This is a genomic window from Chryseobacterium sp. JUb7 (genome assembly GCF_024806495.1).
GTDB lineage: Bacteria > Bacteroidota > Bacteroidia > Flavobacteriales > Weeksellaceae > Chryseobacterium.
In genome coordinates this window covers 151292-170182 of record NZ_JANUFF010000010.1, presented here as the reverse complement: position 1 = coordinate 170182, position 18891 = coordinate 151292, and the positions used below count along the sequence as shown (strand labels likewise).

At 34.8% G+C, this 18891-nt stretch carries 20 protein-coding genes and 1 riboswitch; of the genes, 5 read left to right on the top strand and 15 right to left on the bottom strand.

What is annotated here, in order from left to right; all coding sequences use genetic code 11:
* Positions 1-192 precede the first annotated feature (192 nt).
* The 5 genes from M2373_RS17265 to M2373_RS17245 form a co-directional block, all read right to left on the bottom strand.
* The gene (locus M2373_RS17265; RefSeq protein ID WP_259112370.1) at positions 193-1155 is read right to left on the bottom strand and encodes a YeiH family protein; all 963 of its coding nucleotides are present in this window, start codon (positions 1153-1155) and stop codon (positions 193-195) included.
* A 62-nt stretch (positions 1156-1217) separates the two neighbouring features.
* Positions 1218-2099 carry a LysR family transcriptional regulator gene (locus M2373_RS17260; RefSeq protein WP_259112368.1) on the bottom strand — a complete coding sequence of 294 codons (882 nt, stop codon included), beginning with the start codon at positions 2097-2099 and terminating at the stop codon, positions 1218-1220.
* Positions 2100-2183: 84 nt separating this feature from the next.
* Complete coding sequence (locus tag M2373_RS17255; protein WP_259112366.1) at positions 2184-3488, bottom strand: voltage-gated chloride channel family protein; 1305 nt, start codon at positions 3486-3488, stop codon at positions 2184-2186.
* 31 nt (positions 3489-3519) lie between these two features.
* Positions 3520-3587: riboswitch (Fluoride riboswitch) on the bottom strand.
* 13 nt (positions 3588-3600) lie between these two features.
* The gene (locus tag M2373_RS17250; protein ID WP_259112365.1) at positions 3601-4473 is read right to left on the bottom strand and encodes a sugar phosphate isomerase/epimerase; all 873 of its coding nucleotides are present in this window, start codon (positions 4471-4473) and stop codon (positions 3601-3603) included.
* Positions 4473-4940: an acyl-CoA thioesterase gene (locus M2373_RS17245; RefSeq protein WP_047398300.1), complete on the bottom strand. Its 468-nt coding sequence runs from the start codon at positions 4938-4940 to the stop codon at positions 4473-4475. Before M2373_RS17245 ends, M2373_RS17250 begins: the two co-directional genes overlap by 1 nt.
* Before the next feature lie 125 nt (positions 4941-5065).
* Here M2373_RS17245 and M2373_RS17240 point away from each other — a divergent pair, with 125 nt between their 5' ends.
* Positions 5066-5419, top strand: coding sequence for an arsenate reductase family protein (locus M2373_RS17240; RefSeq protein ID WP_259112364.1), 354 nt, complete (start codon positions 5066-5068; stop codon positions 5417-5419).
* 240 nt (positions 5420-5659) lie between these two features.
* Here the strand turns inward: M2373_RS17240 and gcvT are convergent, their stop codons facing one another.
* The 5 genes from gcvT to M2373_RS17215 all read right to left on the bottom strand — a co-directional run bounded on the left by gcvT (position 5660) and on the right by M2373_RS17215 (position 9180).
* Complete coding sequence (gene gcvT / locus M2373_RS17235) at positions 5660-6736, bottom strand: glycine cleavage system aminomethyltransferase GcvT (RefSeq protein WP_259112363.1); 1077 nt, start codon at positions 6734-6736, stop codon at positions 5660-5662.
* A 7-nt stretch (positions 6737-6743) separates the two neighbouring features.
* On the bottom strand, positions 6744-7214 hold the full coding sequence (locus M2373_RS17230; RefSeq protein WP_259112362.1) for a hypothetical protein: 471 nt from the start codon (positions 7212-7214) through the stop codon (positions 6744-6746).
* A gap of 4 nt (positions 7215-7218) precedes the next feature.
* Positions 7219-7728, bottom strand: coding sequence for an isopentenyl-diphosphate Delta-isomerase (gene idi / locus M2373_RS17225; RefSeq protein ID WP_259112360.1), 510 nt, complete (start codon positions 7726-7728; stop codon positions 7219-7221).
* Between the two features lie 134 nt (positions 7729-7862).
* The gene (locus M2373_RS17220) at positions 7863-8462 is read right to left on the bottom strand and encodes a Pr6Pr family membrane protein (RefSeq protein ID WP_259112359.1); all 600 of its coding nucleotides are present in this window, start codon (positions 8460-8462) and stop codon (positions 7863-7865) included.
* 76 nt (positions 8463-8538) lie between these two features.
* Complete coding sequence (locus M2373_RS17215; protein WP_259112357.1) at positions 8539-9180, bottom strand: hypothetical protein; 642 nt, start codon at positions 9178-9180, stop codon at positions 8539-8541.
* Between the two features lie 208 nt (positions 9181-9388).
* Here M2373_RS17215 and M2373_RS17210 point away from each other — a divergent pair, with 208 nt between their 5' ends.
* Both M2373_RS17210 and M2373_RS17205 read left to right on the top strand, forming a co-directional pair.
* Positions 9389-9796, top strand: a complete 408-nt coding sequence (locus tag M2373_RS17210; RefSeq protein ID WP_259112377.1) for a phosphoheptose isomerase — start codon at positions 9389-9391, stop codon at positions 9794-9796.
* Positions 9797-9895: 99 nt separating this feature from the next.
* Positions 9896-10855, top strand: coding sequence for a D-2-hydroxyacid dehydrogenase (locus tag M2373_RS17205; protein ID WP_259112356.1), 960 nt, complete (start codon positions 9896-9898; stop codon positions 10853-10855).
* A 58-nt stretch (positions 10856-10913) separates the two neighbouring features.
* Here M2373_RS17205 and mscL read toward each other — a convergent pair whose 3' ends face one another.
* Positions 10914-11294 carry a large conductance mechanosensitive channel protein MscL gene (mscL, locus tag M2373_RS17200; protein ID WP_259112355.1) on the bottom strand — a complete coding sequence of 127 codons (381 nt, stop codon included), beginning with the start codon at positions 11292-11294 and terminating at the stop codon, positions 10914-10916.
* A gap of 147 nt (positions 11295-11441) precedes the next feature.
* Between mscL and M2373_RS17195 the strand changes: the two genes are divergently transcribed.
* On the top strand, positions 11442-12956 hold the full coding sequence (locus M2373_RS17195; protein WP_259112353.1) for an NAD(P)H-hydrate dehydratase: 1515 nt from the start codon (positions 11442-11444) through the stop codon (positions 12954-12956).
* Positions 12957-13044: 88 nt separating this feature from the next.
* Here the strand turns inward: M2373_RS17195 and lgt are convergent, their stop codons facing one another.
* Complete coding sequence (lgt, locus tag M2373_RS17190; protein WP_409013213.1) at positions 13045-13911, bottom strand: prolipoprotein diacylglyceryl transferase; 867 nt, start codon at positions 13909-13911, stop codon at positions 13045-13047.
* Positions 13912-14344: 433 nt separating this feature from the next.
* A complete protein-coding gene (gene yidD, locus M2373_RS17185) occupies positions 14345-14587 on the bottom strand; it encodes a membrane protein insertion efficiency factor YidD (RefSeq protein WP_259112351.1) in 243 nt (80 codons plus the stop codon).
* A 203-nt stretch (positions 14588-14790) separates the two neighbouring features.
* On the opposite strand from yidD, the gene M2373_RS17180 reads away from it, so the two are divergent.
* Entirely contained in the window at positions 14791-16068 is a 1278-nt protein-coding gene (locus tag M2373_RS17180) for a replication-associated recombination protein A (protein WP_259112349.1), read from the top strand.
* Between the two features lie 47 nt (positions 16069-16115).
* Here the strand turns inward: M2373_RS17180 and M2373_RS17175 are convergent, their stop codons facing one another.
* Together M2373_RS17175 and M2373_RS17170 are read right to left on the bottom strand one after the other, a co-directional pair.
* On the bottom strand, positions 16116-16553 hold the full coding sequence (locus tag M2373_RS17175) for a hypothetical protein (protein WP_259112348.1): 438 nt from the start codon (positions 16551-16553) through the stop codon (positions 16116-16118).
* A 110-nt stretch (positions 16554-16663) separates the two neighbouring features.
* Entirely contained in the window at positions 16664-18883 is a 2220-nt protein-coding gene (locus M2373_RS17170; RefSeq protein ID WP_259112345.1) for a DUF2339 domain-containing protein, read from the bottom strand.
* Positions 18884-18891 lie beyond the last annotated feature (8 nt).

Genomic DNA, 18891 nt, shown 5'->3' with positions numbered 1-18891 from the left:
CACCCCCCCCAAAAAAAAAAAAAAAAAAACACACCACCCCCCCCCCCCCCCCACCCCCCCCCCCCCCCCCCCCCCCCCCCCCCCCCCGGCCCCCCCCCCCCCCCCCCCCCCCCCCCCCCCCCCCGAAACCCAAAAAAATGAGCTCAGACAAATGCTGCAATCGGGGCTAGGGATGTTGGCATTTTTAAGAAATTAATCAAAATTAAGAATAAAGACTAGACTTCCAGCACTAATGAAAATCCAAAGGAAAACCGCCAGAGCAAGAGGTTTCATTCCAATTGTTTTTAAAGTCTGAATCGAAAGGGTAGAACCAATGAAAAAAAGGGTCAGATTCAATCCTGATTTTGCTAAAACATTAATTCCTAAACTGAAAGCACTGAAGAAAGGAAAATAAGTATTCAGCAAAATTGCCAGTATAAAATATCCGATAAACCATGGAATTTTAATTTTTGACTCCTTGTTTTTAAAAATAATCATCGTAATAAGAGAAACAGGAATAACCCATAAAGCACGGGCTAATTTAACGGTTGTTGCGATTTTAAGGGCTTCATTTCCATATTTACCTGCTGCTCCCACAACGGAACTTGTATCATGGATTCCCACGGCACACCACAACCCGAACTGTTCCTGCGTCAGATTCAGAAAATGCCCGGCCGCAGGATAAACAAACAGCGCGATGGAATTTAAAGTAAAAATAATCGCCAATGCCAGAGAAATCTGCTTCGTATTAGGTTTAATAATTGGAGAGGTTGCGGCGATAGCACTTCCACCGCAAATGGCTGTACCCACAGAAATTAAATAAGATAAAGGTCTTTCGAGTTTTAGAAGCTTCCCGATAAAATATCCTGAAATCATAACGGTTAAAATACTGATGACCGTTAATATAAGTCCCGATTTTCCGGCTTCTAATGCCTCATCAAGTTTTAACCCAAAGCCTAATCCGACGATTGAAATCTGCAGTAATAAATGAATATACTGATGCAGATTTTTCTCAAATGGATTTCCGATAATAATTGCTAAAATAAATCCCAGAAGTAACGCTATGGGGGAAGAAACGATAGGCGTTAAACAAATAACAGCTAATAAAATAAAAATTATTTTTTGTGATCTTTCATTTTGAATGAAATTTTTCACATTGTAAAGTTTTGAAATCATAGCTCAAAACTCTACAATTTATCATAACAAAGTAAATTGTATTTTGTTATATAAGATAACTTTTAGTTATAACTGATGAACTTTAAAAATAACTGGATAAGCTCAGATTGTTCTCCTTTCGGAAGGATAAAATGAAAGTTTCTTTCAATACTGAAGTTTTTAATATCAATAATGCTTAGTTGGTTGTTTTTCAGCTCGTTTAAAATGGTGCTGATGGATAAAAAAGCCATAGAGTCTGAGTGAATAAGATAGTTTTTAATACTTTCACTGCTTCCAAGCTGCATAATTACATTAAGCTCATTAATATTAAGCCCTTTTTCTTTCAGTCGGTTTTGAATGAATTCCAAAGATCCGGAACCCTGTTCTCTGAAAACCAGGTCTACAGTATACAGATCTTTTAAATGAAGTGTTTTATTGACTAAAGGATGACCGGCTTTTGCAACCAAAACAATTTCATCTGCTTTAAAGATTTTATATTCAAAATAATTTGACTGAGATTCTCCTTCAATAATTCCCAAATCAATTTTACCCTCTTTCAGCAGCTCCGAAATTATTTCTGTATTATGTGTGATCAATTCGATTTTTAAGTCTTTATAATAAGCGTTGAATTTTGCCAGAATTTCAGGCAGAATATATTGGGCAACCGTCGTGCTGGCTCCGATAATTAACTTTCCTTTATGCTGTTGATTGATCTGATTGATTTCGAATTCCAGATCACGATAAATATTTCTTATTTTTTCAGCATATTCAAACAGAATTTTACCACTGGGCGTCAATTGAATGGACGTTCCCTTTCTGTCAAATAATTTGGTGTTAAGCTGATTTTCAATTTCCTTAATATGTTTGGTAACAGCAGGTTGTGAAATATTAAGTTCTTCCGAGGCTCTTGTGAAACTCGATCTGGTTGCTACGGTATGAAAAACTTTTAGTCTGTAATCGAACATTTTAGTTGTTGGTTTTTAACTGATTGTTGACAGTTTCTTATAAAATTACAAATTTAGATCAATAACCAGTACCTATCAACCAATCTACAAATCAGAAAAACTTTTATCATTGAGATTCTCAAATCTTCTGTTTTTTGCTTCACCAATTTTCTGTTTGGTGTAAATGCTGTTATTTCCAGAAAATAAATAAGATACAATGCAGGCAATTGCAACATAAATCCCACATTCTGCCCCAAATAATTCAATTCCCATCAGCATACAGGCTAGAGGAGTATTGGTAGCTCCAGCGAAAACTGCGACAAATCCCATTCCTGCCAGCAAACCAAATGGTAATGGTATGAATAGAGATAACGCACTGCCCAATGTCGCTCCGATAAAGAATAAAGGAGTGACTTCACCGCCTTTAAATCCAGCCGAAAGGGTCACAATCGTTAATATCATTTTAATGACAAAATCATACAGAGGGAGCTGTTTTTCAAAGGATTCTAAGATGACTGGAATTCCCAGACCGATGTATCTTGTCGTTCCCATTGAAAAAACTAATGCAGCAACAATAATTCCCCCAATTACAGGACGAAACGGAGGATATTTTATTTTGGATTTGAAAACAGTACCCACCCAATGAATAACTTTGCTGAAAGTAGCAGCACAGATTCCGAAAGCAATTCCTGCCAGAATGCTGTATAAGACAGGAAGAAATTCAAGTTTCGGAATAAAATCAATATGATAATGGGTGTGTTTTACATTCCAAAGATTAGTTGCCCAGTCTGCTAAAATTGCAGATGCAAAAGCAGGAAAAATAGCATTGTAACGAATTTTTCCGATCAGGAAAACTTCAAGTCCGAAAACTGCTCCAGCCAAAGGAGTTCCAAAAACAGAACCAAAACCCGCAGCAATCGCAGAAATAATTAAAATTTTTCTTTCGTTTTGATCAAGTTTAAAAGGTTTTGTTAATTGATCGGCGATAGCTCCTGCCATTTGCAAAGCCGTTCCTTCACGACCTGCAGAACCTCCGAAAAAGTGCGTGACGATCGTTCCGAGATAAACAAACGGAGCCATTTTGAAAGGAATAATTTCTTTCGGTTCGTGAATGTTTTCGAGCAATAAATTGTTTCCTGCTTCTACATCTTTCCCGAAATAATAATATAAAAGTCCGACCAAAAAACCGGCAATCGGAAGAAATGCAATCATCCAAATGTGATTTTCTCTGAAGTGAGTTGCCCATTCCAATGATTGTAAAAAGCCTGCAGAAGCTGTTCCTACCAATGCTCCGATAATGAGACTGATACAAAACCACTTAAAAATATAAGGCAAAGCCGGAAATTTTCTAAAGAAAAATTGAGTATGAAATTTTGTTTTGCTGCTGAAAGTTCGTTGATGTTTAGACATAATTTTCCTGATTCAATTATTGTTAATAATCTTTTAATCAGGCGTCATCAGCTTTTTGAAGGCGGTTGGGTAAGGAAGAACACCATTTCCTTTTGTTTAACAAAGATAGAAATTATTTTGTAAAGAAATTATGTTCAGAAATATACTTTTTGCTGATTTGTATGCTTTCAAAAATATTTTTATCGCTGGAATCCTGTTCCAAAAACCAATCTTTTAATCCTGCTTTTTCTTTAGCTTCAAAAATTCTTTTAAAATCGACAGTTCCATTCCCGATTTCTGCAAAATCTTTCGTTTTAAGCTTCATATCCTTTATATGCCACAACGGAAATCTTTTCGGGTATTTTTCGAAATAGAATAATGGGTCTAAACCAGCTTTTGAAATCCAATATAAGTCCAGTTCCATTTTAACTGAATCAAAAGATGTGTTTTCTAATATAAAATCATAGATTGTCTGCTGTGCATCTAGTTTTTCAAACTCAAAATCATGATTGTGATAAGCGAATTGAATTCCTACTTTACCCGTCAGCTCTCCTGATTTATTAAGTAATTCGGGAAGTTTTTTATAATTTTCAAATGTTCTTTCTTCGGGAAAAAGATAAGAGCAGACCATATATTTTGAACCGATAAAATGTAAATCTTCAATAGATTTTTCCCAATCATTGATCAAAGTTCCTTTTTCCTGATGCAGAATTCCTGTGGTATGATGAGAGCTGATAACTTTTAAACCCACATTTTTTAGAATAGCAAGAAATTCATTCCTGCTTTTTCCAAAAAATGTTCCGTTGTAACCGTAGATTTCTAATTCTGAAAATCCAAGATCTGCCAGTTTTTCTAATGCCTTTTCCAGATTCTCTGAAACCGCATCACGAACGGTATATAATTGAATAGCCAATGGTTTTTTATTCATTTTCAGATTAGAGATTCCACAGGAATATAGACTTAAAAATCCAAGTGAAGATAATTTAATAAAATCTTCTCTGGTCATTACAGAAAAGGCTTCATTTCGTCTTCGATCTGTGTTCTGAGATCCATCAGGCGTTTGGCGTACTGCTCCTGTTGCTTTTCTTCTTCAGTGCTGGGAATCCATTTGGGAACGGGAAGTTTTTTACCATTTTCATCCACCGCAACAAAAACAATGATACAGTGGGTTTTCTTATCAAAATTCGGCTGTTTCAGATTTCTTGAAAATACATTGATTGAAATATGCATACTTGAAGAACCTGTATAGATCACCTGAGCTTCCACTTTTACAATTTCTCCGATTTTAATAGGTTCATAGAAACGGATTCCTCCAACATACACCGTTACGGAATAATTTCCGCTCCAAGTCGTTGCGCAGGCATATCCCGCCTGATCAATCCATTTCATAACGCTTCCTCCATGTACATTTCCTCCGTAGTTCACATCTGAAGGTTCTGAAATAAACTGAAAAGTAATAGGTTTGTTTTCCATTTCCACAAAATTTTTGATTGAATAAAGGTATTTAATAATTTTCAAAATCTTAGATTAAATCCTACTTTTGAAGACTGAAACTTTTACAAAGTTGAATTTTAATAAACAACAGATTTAAAATTATAATGAAGAAAGTATTTTATCTTAATACGTGCGATACGTGTCGAAAAATTTTAGCGCAATTTGATCTTTCAGACTGGGAACTTCGTGAAATCAAAAAAGGACCGATCACAGAGGATGAGCTTAGGGAAATGCATGAAAAAACAAAATCTTACGAAGCTCTTTTTAGCAGAAAATCTACTCAGATCAAATTGAGAGGATTGGATGTAAAATCTTTAACAGAAAAGGATTTCAAGGAACTATTGCTGGATCATTATACTTTCCTGAAGCGCCCGGTTTTCCTTACAGATAAAGAGATTTTTGTAGGAAATGACAAAACTAATGTTGCGGCTTTACAGGCGTTTTTTGGTGTGAACTAGTCATTGTGAGGAGCGAAGCGACGAAGCAATCTCAAATAAGTTATTGGATAATTTTTATGAACAGATTTGTGTACCCAACATTTGAATACTTGGACAAACGCCCTAGCCCGATTGCAACGACATCCTTTTGTGTAGCGAAGAGTAACAAAAGATACAGTGGAAAGCGGGAATCTGCTCCTAAAAAATAAAAAGCGCTTCGTAAAATCTACGAAACGCTTTTCTATAAATATCTTATTTCAATTATACGAAAGGAGCTTTCACCACTTTTGCAGGAATATTTTTATTTCTTACCTGAATAAAGATTTCAGAACCCAATTTAAAGTGAGGTTTGTCTACATAGGCAAGACCCAAACCTATTTTTTTCATAGGAGACTGAGTTCCTGAAGTTACTTTTCCAATCACATTACCTTCAGCATCTACTACAGGATAATCGTGTCTTGGAACTCCTTTATCAGTCAATTCGAAAGCTACTAATTTTCTTGTAACACCTTCTTCTTTTTGTTTTGCGAAAGTTTCTTTAGAAATAAATTCTTTATCGAATTTCGTGATCCATCCCAAACCAGCTTCGATTGGAGAAGTGGTGTCATCGATATCATTACCGTAAAGACAGAATCCTTTTTCAAGTCTCAAAGTATCTCTGGCAGCCAATCCACAAGGAATAATTCCTTCTTCCTGACCTGCTTCGATGATCGCATCCCAAAGTTTTTCTGCAGATTCGTTGTTGAAATAAATTTCGAAACCACCGCTTCCTGTGTAACCTGTATTTGAGATAATTACGTTCTCAACTCCGTCAACAGAACCAACAGTGAAGTTGTAATAAGGAATTTCAGAAAGGTTGGTTTCCGTTAATTTTTGAAGAATTCCAGTTGCTTTCGGACCCTGAACAGCCAATAGAGACATATCGTCTGAAGCATTCGTTAAAGTAGCATCAAACTTGTTGAATTTTACAATATGATTCCAGTCTTTTTCAATGTTTGAGGCATTGACAACCACAAAATATTTGTTATCCTCGATTTTGTAAACAATAAGATCATCTACAATTCCTCCATTTTCGTTTGGAAGACAAGAATACTGAGCTTTTCCGTTTTCTAAAGCATCTACATTATTTGTTGTTACCAACTGCAAAAGATCTTTAGCACCAGGACCTTCCACAAAAAACTGCCCCATGTGAGAAACATCAAACAATCCTGCTTTTTCTCTTACTGCAAAATGCTCTTCCGTTACTCCCGAATACTGTACAGGCATTTCAAAACCTGCGAAAGGTACGATTTTAGCTCCTAAAGAAACGTGTTTGTCGTACAATGCTGTTTTCTTCATATTTAATTTATTTCTTTATTTTAAAACTATTAAAGGTTTCCTGAAAAAGACTCATATAGTTTCCGTTCCAGTATTTTTGACCGCAGTTTATAGAAACCAGGTACAAATCTTTTTCTTTCTGGAAAACTTTAGTGATCCAGAATAATTTATCTTTTTCGTCGAAATATTCGTAAAAATATTCAGTGTATCCTTTTTTACTTTTGCTGCTTTTTATTTTGGCTTCTTCATCGGAAGATTTATAAAGAGCAAGGATAAATTTTTTAATTTCTTCTTTTGGAATATCCAGATCATGATATTCTGAAATGGTAATGGCTCCGATTTCACTGGATGGAAATACGTTTACAATATCGCTGTCATTGGTAGCTTTCCAGTTTTCAGGAACATTGATAGAGTAGGTGGGACTGTCATAAACATCTGCTTTTTGCGCTAATATAAGATTGGCAGACAAAAAAACAAATGCCAGAATAATTTTCTTCATCAATCTAAAAATGGTGTTTATATTCTTCAAGGATGATTTTAAACCATTCTGTAAAGTTTTCAGGATTTTCAGATATTTCTTTGTCCAGATCTTCAAAGGAGATATATCTTACTTCAGCCACTTCATCTGGATTAAAGCTAAATTCATCTTCAAAAGTTCCTATAAAAATATGATCCAGCTCATGTTCCCAGAGTCCGCCTCCAACATCTGCTTTATAAATGAAGTGGAATTTTTCTGTAAGATCGGTTTGAATTCCCAATTCTTCTTTTAATCTGCGGACAGCACCCTGATGATAGCTTTCACCATTTTTTGGATGTGAGCAGACCGTATTGGTCCATTTCAAAGGAGAGTGATATTTTCCTTTGGCTCTTTTCTGTAAAAGCATTTCACCTTTGGTGTTGAACAAAAATACGGAAAAAGCACGGTGTAATAAGCCGTTGACATGTGCCTGCTGCTTTTCCATCAAACCTAAAACGTTGTCTTTAGGATCTACTAAAACTACGAATTCTTCCATTCTTACAAATGTAAGTTTAATAAATGTATTTTGGAAATTTTTTGTAAAACTTCCTGTTTTTTGAAATGAAAAAGAATGATATCATAGGCAATGCGTTCTTTTAATTATTTAAAAATCGGCCAATCTTCAGTAACTTATTGGTTGAATGTTTTACCGATTTTAATCAGTATTACTGACAGGCCCGTAAAAAAGATAAGAATCCAGAAGGAATTAATGATCACATTTGTAAAACCTATTTCAGAAACATTTATAAATGGATAAGGATAAAATCCGGAAAAATTTCCGCGAATAAGGATGTATATGAGATACAGAAGAGGATATATTGACCATTTTAAGATGTGTCTGTAATTCAGGCTGGTTTTATTTTCGAATATGTACCAATAAGTAACAACCAGAACGGGAATTATGGTATGCAAGAGTTCATCGACAAGTTTTTGCATCCCTGTCGGATTCCAGGTTGACCGCAAAATAATCTGATAAATTAACCCTACAATAAGAATGTAAACGGTAATAGCAGTAAGTGTTCCTGATTTTTTATCCGGGTTTCTGTTAAAAATCTGAAAAGTAAAATAAGCAGCAACAATTAAATTGGTAAGAATTGTAAAATAACTGAAAAATCTGATTGTAATTTCCCAAAAAGGAAGATCCGAGTGTTCCAGCATCAGGTTATATTGCATAATTAATGCAAACCATCCGGTGAAACTGAAAACCAAAGCTAAAATTCTTTTCATCATTTCTGGTATTGTTCAAATATAAATAAAAAGCCATTTTTCAACTCGAAAAATGACTTTTTGTTGTATTAAGCGGAAATTATTTTACGTCTTTCCAGATATTTCTGTTCAGGGTTTCAATTGTATTTCCATTGATTTTGTATTGATCCGGACCTTTGATATGACTTGTCTGCCCGTGACTATAAATCATAAGATCATAATTTACAGAGACCATATCTCCGTTCTGCTGAATCGTAAGGTAGCTGAAATCTGAAAAGTTTGAAGAGGAGTTGGGCGCCTGATAAAAGTCCTGAGAAATTAACTGCTCAGCGGCTTTATCATTTCCAAACCATTTCTTTACCAGATCTTTTTGTGCCTGTGATCCCTGTTTTCCCAAATCCAATGCGGTTGTCAGTTCACAACTTCCATCACTGCAGTTCGATCCGCCAAGTCCGCTGTATAAGGCTGCAATGGCTTTCAGAGATTCAGGGAGTTGGTCGATATCTGCTTTATTAATCGCTCCCGAACTTTGTTTTGACTCTTTAATTAATGTGTATAAAGCAGCTTCAGTTTTAAGCGCTTTATCTGTCGTCGCTGCTGTTTTTTCAGAAGACGCTGCTGTATCGGTATGATGTACGGCTACACTGTCGGATTTTTCCACAGCCGTATTTTGCGGTTTATCTTTACTACACGATAAAAAAACTAGAGAACAGAGTCCAAGGGTAAATATTTTCATTTTCATTTTTAAATTTTACCAATAATAATACCAAATATATCTTAATTCATCCTTATAAACAGAGAAAAATATCAATCTAAATTAGGATGTTCGTCATTTAATAATGGGTGTTATTTATTAAATAATGTTTTTTTGAGTAATTTTTTTAATATAAACTAAGTTTAAGAAGCCTTTTTGGTGTAAAAGTCATAACTTTGCAATTCAAAATTTCATGATGGAACTAGAATACATAGAGCACATAAGTCCTATACTGAAGGACGGAGTAAAAAACTACTTAATTGATATCGATGGAACAATTACGGAAGATGTTCCTAATGAAGAACCGGAGAGAATGGTAACCTGTGAACCTTTCCCTGATGCTTTGGAAACAGTCAATAAATGGTATGATGAAGGTCACCAGATTTGTTTTTTCACTTCAAGAACTGAAAATTTAAAACAAATTACAATTGATTGGTTAGACAAGCATGGCTTTAAATACCACAGTGTTTTGTGCGGAAAACCAAGAGGTGGAAATTATCACTGGATTGATAATCACCTGGTAAGAGCAACAAGATACAAAGGTAAATTCACTGATTTGGTGGAAAAGCAGGTAACAATTGAGGTTTTCAAAGAAGAAGATTAAAATTATAATATAAAGATTAAACGATTAAATTATTTTACTGTCCGGTGAATTTTTAATCCTTTAATCTTTAATTTTTTTAAAGATAATTATAAAGTATTTATGAAAGTTTTAGCAAACGACGGTTTGGATCAATCTGGAATTGATGCACTGACTGAGAAAGGATTCGAGGTGATTACTACAAAAGTTCCGCAGGAGCTGTTGGTAGATTACATTAATGAGCACAAAATCCGTGCTATTTTGGTACGAAGTGCTACACAGGTAAGAAAGGATATTATTGATCATTGTCCGTCGATAGAGATCATCGGAAGAGGTGGTGTCGGAATGGATAATATTGATGTAGATTATGCAAGAGAAAAAGGAATCCATGTAATCAATACACCTTCTGCATCTTCAGAATCGGTTGCTGAGCTGGTTTTTGCCCATTTATTTTCAGGAGCCAGGTTTTTGCAGGACTCCAACAGAAAAATGCCTTTGGTAGGAGATACAGAATTTGCAGGTCTTAAAAAAGCTTATGCTAAAGGTATTGAGCTGAAAGGTAAAACAATCGGTATTGTAGGGATGGGAAGAATAGGACAGGAAGTTGCAAAAATTGCCTTAGGACTTGGAATGAGAGTGATTGCTGCAGATAATAATGTAGGAAAAGCAAGCATTAAAGTTACCTTCTACAACAAGCAGTTTATCAATGTAGATATTGAAACAGAACCACTTCAGGAAGTTTTAAAACATTCAGATTTTATTACTCTTCATGTACCTGCTCAAAAGGACGGGTATATGATTGGTAAAAATGAGTTTGACATTATGAAGAACGGAGTAGCGATTGTAAACTGCTCCAGAGGTGGAGTGATTGATGAATCTGCTCTGATTGAAGCTTTAGACTCAGGAAAAGTGAAGTTTGCAGGTCTTGATGTTTTCATTAATGAACCGACACCTTCAAAAGATATTCTGAATCATTCAAAAATATCTTTAACCCCTCATACAGGCGCTTCAACATTGGAGGCTCAGGATAGAATCGGGTTGTCTTTAGCAGAACAGATCTCAAGTATTTTACAGATTCAATAGTCTGTAAAGAAAATATAAAAACAAAATAGCACCTTATATTGAGGTGCTATTTTTTTAATTATATGTTGTTTTTGCTTTTCAGTAGATCTCTGATTTCAGTTAATAATTTTTGATCTTCCGTAACAACCGGAGCCGCTGTTTCTTTTGGTTTAGACAGTCTGTTGATTCCTTTAATCATCAAGAATAAAACAAATGCGATACATAAAAAGCTGATTACTGCTGATAGAAAATTACCGTAAGTAACACCATTCCATGATAGATCTTTGATGTTTTCAACGTGGGCAGCTTTCATTGCCGGTGTCAGTAATAGTGGGGTGATAACATCGTCCACCAGTGAGGAAACAATTTTTCCGAATGCCCCTCCAATGATTACACCGACAGCAAGATCGATCACGTTACCTTTGACAGCAAACTCTTTAAATTCTTTTAAAAATCCCATAATTTATATTTTTTTAATAATTGTTTATGCAAAACTATGCTTAAAATTATGAAAACTTTTAGACTTTTTTAGCCTTTTGGCTTAAAAATATATTAATAGTTTTTGTAAATTGGTTTACACTTAATGAGTTAGCGATATATAAATATTATGAAAATTTTCACAGCAGATCAAATTCGACACGGAGATCAATATACTATTGAAAATGAACCTATTCCTTCCATTCATCTGATGGAAAGAGCTGCACACGCATGTGTAAAATGGATCACAGAAAACTGTAAGAATCACAGGAATTTTGCCATATTTTGTGGCAGCGGAAATAATGGCGGAGATGGTTTTGCTATTGCCAGAATGCTTTATCTAAAAGGTTTTGATATTGATGTTTTTGTTAATCCAAAAGCTAAATTCTCAAAAGATGCAGGTGAAAATCTTAAGGAATTAAAAGAGTTTTCAGGGATAATGGTTAGAAATCTAAATGAAGCAGAAAATTATCGCTTCGATAAAAGGACAATCATCATTGACGCTCTCTTCGGTACAGGGTTATCGAGAAATTTGGATGGTGAATTTAAAGATTTGATCGACACTTTAAATGTAAAACCTAATGTGAAAATATCCATTGATATGCCTTCAGGGCTTTTTTCTGATATTATTTCTACAGAAGACTCTTCAGTTCTTAAATCAGATTATACCCTAAGTTTTCAATCCTGGAAGAAAAGTTTTCTTCATCCGGAAACAGGAAAATATACAGGAAAGGTTAAGATTCTGAATATTGATATAAGTGAAGATTATATTGCTCAAACTGACACGGAAAATTTTGTCATCGATGAGGAAATGATCAAAACAATATTCAAACCAAGAGAAGATTTTTCACATAAAGGAACGTATGGGAAAGCATGTATCATCGGAGGAAGCTATGGAAAGATGGGAGCTGCTGTTTTATCAACCCAGTCAGCCCTGAAAACAGGAGCAGGATTAACCTTTACACTGGCACCAAAATGCGGGTATGAAATTCTCCAGAGTTCTTGTCCTGAAGCTATTTTTATAGAAGGCGGCTCTGATTGTATTGATCATATTGAAGTTGATGAGCATTCAGTATATGGAGTTGGTCCCGGTTTAGGAACAGACGCTGAAACAGAAAAAAGTATACTTCAGTTTTTAAAAAATTATTCACAGCCTCTGGTTCTGGATGCTGATGCTTTAAATATTATATCAAAAGATAAAAAAAGCTTAAAAATAATACCCAAAAAATCAATAATTACTCCGCATCCAAAAGAGTTTGAGAGATTATTCGGGGCGACAAAAAATTCTTTTGAAAGATTGGAGCTGGGAAGAAAAAAGGCTGAAGAACTCGGGATTTATATTGTTTTAAAAGACCATCATACACAGATTATAACTCCGGAAGGAAATGTTTTTTATAATATTACCGGAAATGCAGGGCTTGCCAAAGGAGGAAGCGGAGATATTCTTACCGGAATTCTTACATCACTGTTGGCACAAGGGTATTCAGAAGAATATACTGCCATTTTTGGAGTCTGGCTGCATGGAAAAGCCGGTGAATTGGCCGCTGAAAAATATTCTAAAGAATCTATGCTTCCAACGGATGTTATTAATGAAATAGGAAAAGTTTTTAAGGAGCTAAATAGCAAAGTTGCAATTGATTTGTAAAACGATAAGATAATAAATTATCTGTTCTCCAAAATAAAAGCGAGGCTTGTCGATCGACAAGCCTCGCTTTTATTATAGGTGTTTTAAATTATTCCGGCTTTTCATTTTCAGCCTGAGTAATTTTGAATTTTTTAGAGTAAATCATGATTACGGCTCCTGCAATCATAAAAGGAATAGAAAGGATCTGCCCTGTATTCAAACCTGCAAATTCGATGAACTCATCTCCCTGAGGCATTTTTAAGAATTCAACAAAGAATCTGATGGCCCAAAGAATAATGAAGAACAATCCAAATAACCATCCCTGCTGATATTTTTTATTGGTTTTTCTGTATAAAATCCATAGTAAGACAAATAGACAAATGTATCCGAATGCCTCAAACAACTGAGTAGGATAACGGGGTACTGTTATTCCATATTCGCTGCTTTGCTGTGGGAAAAGTAAAGCAAAAGGAGAGTTAGGGTCTACCGGCTTTCCAACGATTTCAGAGTTGAAAAAGTTACCCATTCTTACAAAAGCTCCTCCCAGAGATACCACGATTCCAAGTCTGTCATACACCCAGAAAGGGTTTTTTCTGATGATTTTGAATGAATAATAAAGCGTAGTAAAAATCAAAGCTATAGTTGCTCCGTGACTTGCCAGCCCAGAAAACCCTGTGAATTTTAAGCCATTCTTCGTACTGATCGGTAAAAATACGCTCCAGAAGTCTTCTTTGAACAATTCAGGCTGATAGAAAATAACGTGTCCCATTCTTGCTCCAAGAATAGTTCCGACCAATGTCCATGTAAAAAGAGGCTCTAAATATTTTTGATTAACATTATCGATCTTGAAAATTAAGGTCATTAAAATATAACCGAACCCAAAAGCGAAAATAAACATCAGGCTGTAAAAATGAAGAGTAACAGGTCCCAAATGAATACCTGTAGAAGGATCCCAGATTTTAAAAGGGGTTTCCAGCTGTACATTTTCAGAACCGTTAATAGGCTTGGCTGATTTCACTGCATATTTGAACGCCTGGATATTGTCCTGAGTAATAGGACTTTCAATCAGCTTAAAGTTTTTGTCGAAGAACTGGTAGTTTTCTGCTTTAAACTTATTTAAAATCATGGAACTGTTACCATAAGTATCCTGCTCAAGATTCGACTTGTTCAGAATAATTAAGGTATTGCCTTCTGTCCTTTTCTCTGAAAAATAATTCAGATTACTAAGTTCTGTAGTAGAATAGATCTTTACAGGAACTTCTGTTGCTCCGACTTTTAAAGTTCCGTCTGACAAGCCTCCCGGATATTCCTGTGCAAAAAAGCATTGGGTGATAAATGCAAATACGACAAGGTAGATTCTGAAAAAAATATTATTCATTTCTATTTTTTTAATAATTTATTTGTTGATTTTAATCTTTTGGAGGTACAGGATCGTAGCCGCTTCCTCCCCAAGGGTGACATCTTGAAATTCTTTTCACTCCCAGCCAAAATCCTTTAAAAACACCGTGGACCTGCAGTGCTTTCACCATATAATGTGAACAGGTGGGCTCGTAACGACAGTTTTTGGGAAGTATGGGCGAGATAAACCATTGGTAAAATCTGATTAAAATTACCAAAGGAAAAGTGATGATTTTGTTGAATGTAAGTTTCAAAACAATGCAAAAATAGGGTAAAAAAATGAAAATTAGTTTAAATTTGTTAGAAGTTTCAGACTTGTGAAAGCTGTGACTGCCATAGCTATTTTCGTTATGTTTACGAATAATTGAAATTAGTTATTATTATATAATTAAAGCGGTTTATGTTAATTTAATTAATCATTAAATCCAATTTTACTATAAAACCTAATTAAGAAATTTTGAGCCAAAATATTCCATTAGCTGAAAAACTGAGACCTAAAACATTAGAAGATGTTCTGGGGCAGGAACACCTTACCGGAGAGCGGGGGACCATAAGAAAAATGATTGAAAACAATACCCTGAATTCTCTTATTTTATGGGGACCACCGGGAACGGGTAAAACAACGCTGGCTGAGATTATCTCTGAAAAGTCAGGTCGTAAATTTTATAAACTTTCTGCCGTTTCTTCGGGCGTGAAAGATGTTCGGGATGTTATTGAAGATGCCAGGAAGCAGAATTTGTTTTCAGGGAAGTCGCCAATTTTATTTATTGATGAGATCCACCGTTTTAATAAGTCTCAACAGGATTCTTTACTGCATGCTGTAGAAAAGGGTTATATTGTTTTAATTGGAGCAACCACAGAAAATCCGAGCTTTGAGGTGGTTTCGGCACTGCTTTCCAGAAGCCAGGTCTACATTCTGAAAGCATTAAGCTATGAAAAATTGGAAGAATTAATTGATATTGCTTCTTCAAGGTACAATAAAGATGAAAGAACAGATTTTAAAATTCTGGAAAAAGAAGCTTTCATCCAATATTCGGGAGGAGATGGCCGTAAGTTGATTAATTCTGTAGAACTGGTATTGAATCAATATATAAACTCTCAAAAGAAAGAAATCAAAAATGAAGATGTTCTGGAAGTTTTACAGGAAACAATGGCACTGTATGATAAAAATGGAGAACAGCATTACGATATTATTTCAGCATTCATCAAATCGATGAGGGGAAGTGATCCTAATGGCGCCGTGTATTGGCTGGCAAGGATGATTGCCGGAGGAGAAGACATTAAGTTTATCGCGAGAAGAATGCTGATTCTGGCAGCTGAAGATATAGGTTTGGCTAATCCCAATGCGCTGGTTGTTGCGAACAATTGTTTTCAGGCGGTGAATGTTATCGGAAATCCGGAAGCCAGAATCATCTTAAGCGAAGCAGCGATTTATCTCGCGGTTTCTCCGAAAAGTAATTCGGCCTATATGGCAATTAACGAAGCGTTGGCTCTGGTGAAAAAAACAGGAAATCTGCCGGTTCCGTTACACCTTAGAAATGCACCTACAAAACTGATGAAGGATCTGGATTACGGAAAGGAATATAAATATGCCCATTCTTATGAAGGTAGTTTTGTAGAGCAGGATTTTCTTCCTGAGGAAATTAAAGATCTCAAATTATATGAACCCGGAAATAATGCTACAGAAAAAAAAATATACGAAGAATTGAAGAAAAAATGGAATCATAAATACTAAAAAAGGATACTCAGCTGAGTATCCTTTTTACAATATGTGTTTAGAAATTACTTAAGTTTAGAAATAGCAAATACCGATTTTTTACCATTGTTGTCTTTCACCTCCACATTATTTAAAATTTCAGCGTAGATCATCGTATCAGGATTTGAGAACTCATATCCGTCTACAAAAACCGGAGAATCTTTTGGTACGCCATGCCCTTCATTTATTTGAGCCAAAGTCAGTCTGTCCTGTCCTTCGTATCCTTTTTTGAACTTATATTCCACTAAGCCGTTATCAGCAATATATCCGAATTTTTTAAGATTCTGAGGAAGGCTGGCAGCCGTTTTATATACCTGTTTACCTTGTATGATATTTTCTTTACCGGTAAACATGTCTACTGTTCCGACAATATCATTGGCAACAGCGAATTTGGTAGTAGGGTTCTTCTGAGCAAATAAACTTGCTGAAGAGAATATTAAAAAAGAGTAGAGTAATTTTTTCATAATTGATAGAATATGTAACTATTAAAAACTCGATAAATATAGTTAAATTTTATAAAATGTAAATGGATTTTTAAGATAATTTGAATATTATATAGTAATAATGTCTTTTGTTAAGATTTTAAACTCTCATTTTCATTGTTTTCTTCTTTTTTGTCCACAAGATTGATAATGATATTTTTTAATCTTTGGAATGTAAAAGAACTCAATAACAGAATGATCCCTAAGATGATAAAAGCTATTATTCTAGAAACATTATCCATCTGCCAAATGTCATAAGCATATAGTTTTAAAATCATAATTCCGATCAGTGAAAAGCCGATTCGGCTCAGTTCAGGAATACTTTGTTTAAGCCCTGAATAGATAAAAATACTTGCCAGAACAGCCCATATAATAGGAAGATATAAAATGCTGAAATGTTTTTGATGCGGATAAAAATCAGATATCGTTGGTGTGCTTCCCAGTATATAAAGATGGTTTAATTCATAGCTTACAACTGCTGTAAGCAGGCCTGCAATTGCCCAGTAAGAGGTCTTTGTTTTGAAGAAACCTGATGTTGTAAAGAACTTCCAGATCACAAAGACAAATGGAATCAGATAAAGAAGATAAATGAAATAAAACTGCAGATCTGTTTTTTGACGCAGGATATTTCCGGAAATTTCAGTTCCTGAAAAGGCCGTATGATAAAAAACTAAAATAAGAAACAAATATATAATTCCGGATTCAAGATAGGCGTTGATATCCAGTTTTTTACGGAATGTTAGTAATGCGAATATATAATAAATACTGAAAAGCAGAGTATAAGTTGCAATATTTATAAATGGCTGTTCGGAAATATGGTATATAATTTCGAGTAATAAGGAGATATAAATAACTCCAAAACTTAATATTTTAAACATATTTTCATAAAAGCTATTTTCCGACTGGTTGTTTTCTGGTATTTTTCTCAGTAAGATTAAATTTGTAAAAGTCGTTGCAACGGTTACCAGGCTTGTTAAGAAAACAGGGTTGAAAATAATATTTAAACTTTTTGCATCAAGGTATTCGCCCCATGTCATCATCTGTGCAATAATAACAAGCGGAAAAAGAATGTAAAAACAGATTTTGAAAATATTAAGATTTGTTTTTTTCCAGATAAACAACAATAATGTAGCTTCCACAGCCCACACGCTTGTGATCAAATGGGTTTTGAATTGAAGGGCAATAGCAATAGTCAGCAGGCTGATGCTGATTCCTGCGAATACAGAATAGTTGATTCCGAAATTTTTCTTTTGATATTCTCTGTATAGTAAATAGGCATTGATACAGCCGAAAATTAAAGGAAAAATAATGACAGGCTGATAATTCTCCTGATTGAAAATATAAGCGATGCCAAGGATGCTTGAAGAATTGATTAAGACAAGCATTAAAATATTAAACGTGGAAAGTATATTTTTCTTAATATACTCCTGTAATGCAAATACGTAAAAAATAATATAGGTAGCTATATAAAAATAGACAGTCAGGATTTCTGTTTTTTCTGCCGTCCAGTATAGCAGGTAGGCTGTGGTGAAAACGTAGGAAATCCAGCCCACGCTTTTCCAGTTTTTAAGGAAAACAATGGCGAGCATTCCGATATTCAGAATCGTAAGATAAATGAGTAAAAAAGGATAGTTACTCTGACCATTACTAATCATCAGTGGAGCAAGAAACCCTCCAAATAAAGAAAAAATTATTAATATTTCATTTTTATAAAAATAGGAAAGGGCAATTGATATTAGGGTAATCAAACACGTGATCCCAAAAGCTGTATTTTGTTTAAAAAGATGATATTCTCTGAATGCAATGGTTGTGGTAAAATATAAAACAGTAATTCCGCCGCCCATAATAATTGAAGAAAATACGGCGTAGTTTTTTCTTAAGAAATGACCGGTTCCGATCAATAAAACACCAATGAAAAATCCTATTCCCACTCTTGCCGATTCACCGATCCAGTTTTTATCGATGGCGTATTTCACAAAATATCCTATTCCTAAAACCAGAGTGAAAATTCCGATAATCGTTAATGCGTTTTGTTTTAAAAAATCAAAAACCGGAGCAAGCCAGTCCATCTGTTCTTCGGGATGAAGGGTTTCCTTATTCTTGTTTTTTATTTCCTGAGGAATATCAAAAGTAATATTTTGATTTGGTACTGCCGGACTGTCTTTTATTTCTGCCCGGGCTGTATTGCTGATATCTATTTTTTTGCTGAGTTCCGAAATTTTATCTTCCAGATTCCTGATTTTATTATAGAAGCTGATATAGATTAAAATAATGAGAACTATGAAAACAAAAATAATAAGTGAATTGGTCATTCGTGGAT

Coding starts and splice junctions, on each gene's coding strand:
- M2373_RS17265 (WP_259112370.1), bottom strand. CDS start 1,155: ATGATTTCAAAACTTTACAATGTGAAAAATTTCATTCAAAATGAAAGA.
- M2373_RS17260 (WP_259112368.1), bottom strand. CDS start 2,099: ATGTTCGATTACAGACTAAAAGTTTTTCATACCGTAGCAACCAGATCG.
- M2373_RS17255 (WP_259112366.1), bottom strand. CDS start 3,488: ATGTCTAAACATCAACGAACTTTCAGCAGCAAAACAAAATTTCATACT.
- M2373_RS17250 (WP_259112365.1), bottom strand. CDS start 4,473: ATGACCAGAGAAGATTTTATTAAATTATCTTCACTTGGATTTTTAAGT.
- M2373_RS17245 (WP_047398300.1), bottom strand. CDS start 4,940: ATGGAAAACAAACCTATTACTTTTCAGTTTATTTCAGAACCTTCAGAT.
- M2373_RS17240 (WP_259112364.1), top strand. CDS start 5,066: ATGAAGAAAGTATTTTATCTTAATACGTGCGATACGTGTCGAAAAATT.
- gcvT (WP_259112363.1), bottom strand. CDS start 6,736: ATGAAGAAAACAGCATTGTACGACAAACACGTTTCTTTAGGAGCTAAA.
- M2373_RS17230 (WP_259112362.1), bottom strand. CDS start 7,214: ATGAAGAAAATTATTCTGGCATTTGTTTTTTTGTCTGCCAATCTTATA.
- idi (WP_259112360.1), bottom strand. CDS start 7,728: ATGGAAGAATTCGTAGTTTTAGTAGATCCTAAAGACAACGTTTTAGGT.
- M2373_RS17220 (WP_259112359.1), bottom strand. CDS start 8,462: ATGATGAAAAGAATTTTAGCTTTGGTTTTCAGTTTCACCGGATGGTTT.
- M2373_RS17215 (WP_259112357.1), bottom strand. CDS start 9,180: ATGAAAATGAAAATATTTACCCTTGGACTCTGTTCTCTAGTTTTTTTA.
- M2373_RS17210 (WP_259112377.1), top strand. CDS start 9,389: ATGGAACTAGAATACATAGAGCACATAAGTCCTATACTGAAGGACGGA.
- M2373_RS17205 (WP_259112356.1), top strand. CDS start 9,896: ATGAAAGTTTTAGCAAACGACGGTTTGGATCAATCTGGAATTGATGCA.
- mscL (WP_259112355.1), bottom strand. CDS start 11,294: ATGGGATTTTTAAAAGAATTTAAAGAGTTTGCTGTCAAAGGTAACGTG.
- M2373_RS17195 (WP_259112353.1), top strand. CDS start 11,442: ATGAAAATTTTCACAGCAGATCAAATTCGACACGGAGATCAATATACT.
- M2373_RS17175 (WP_259112348.1), bottom strand. CDS start 16,553: ATGAAAAAATTACTCTACTCTTTTTTAATATTCTCTTCAGCAAGTTTA.
- M2373_RS17170 (WP_259112345.1), bottom strand. CDS start 18,883: ATGACCAATTCACTTATTATTTTTGTTTTCATAGTTCTCATTATTTTA.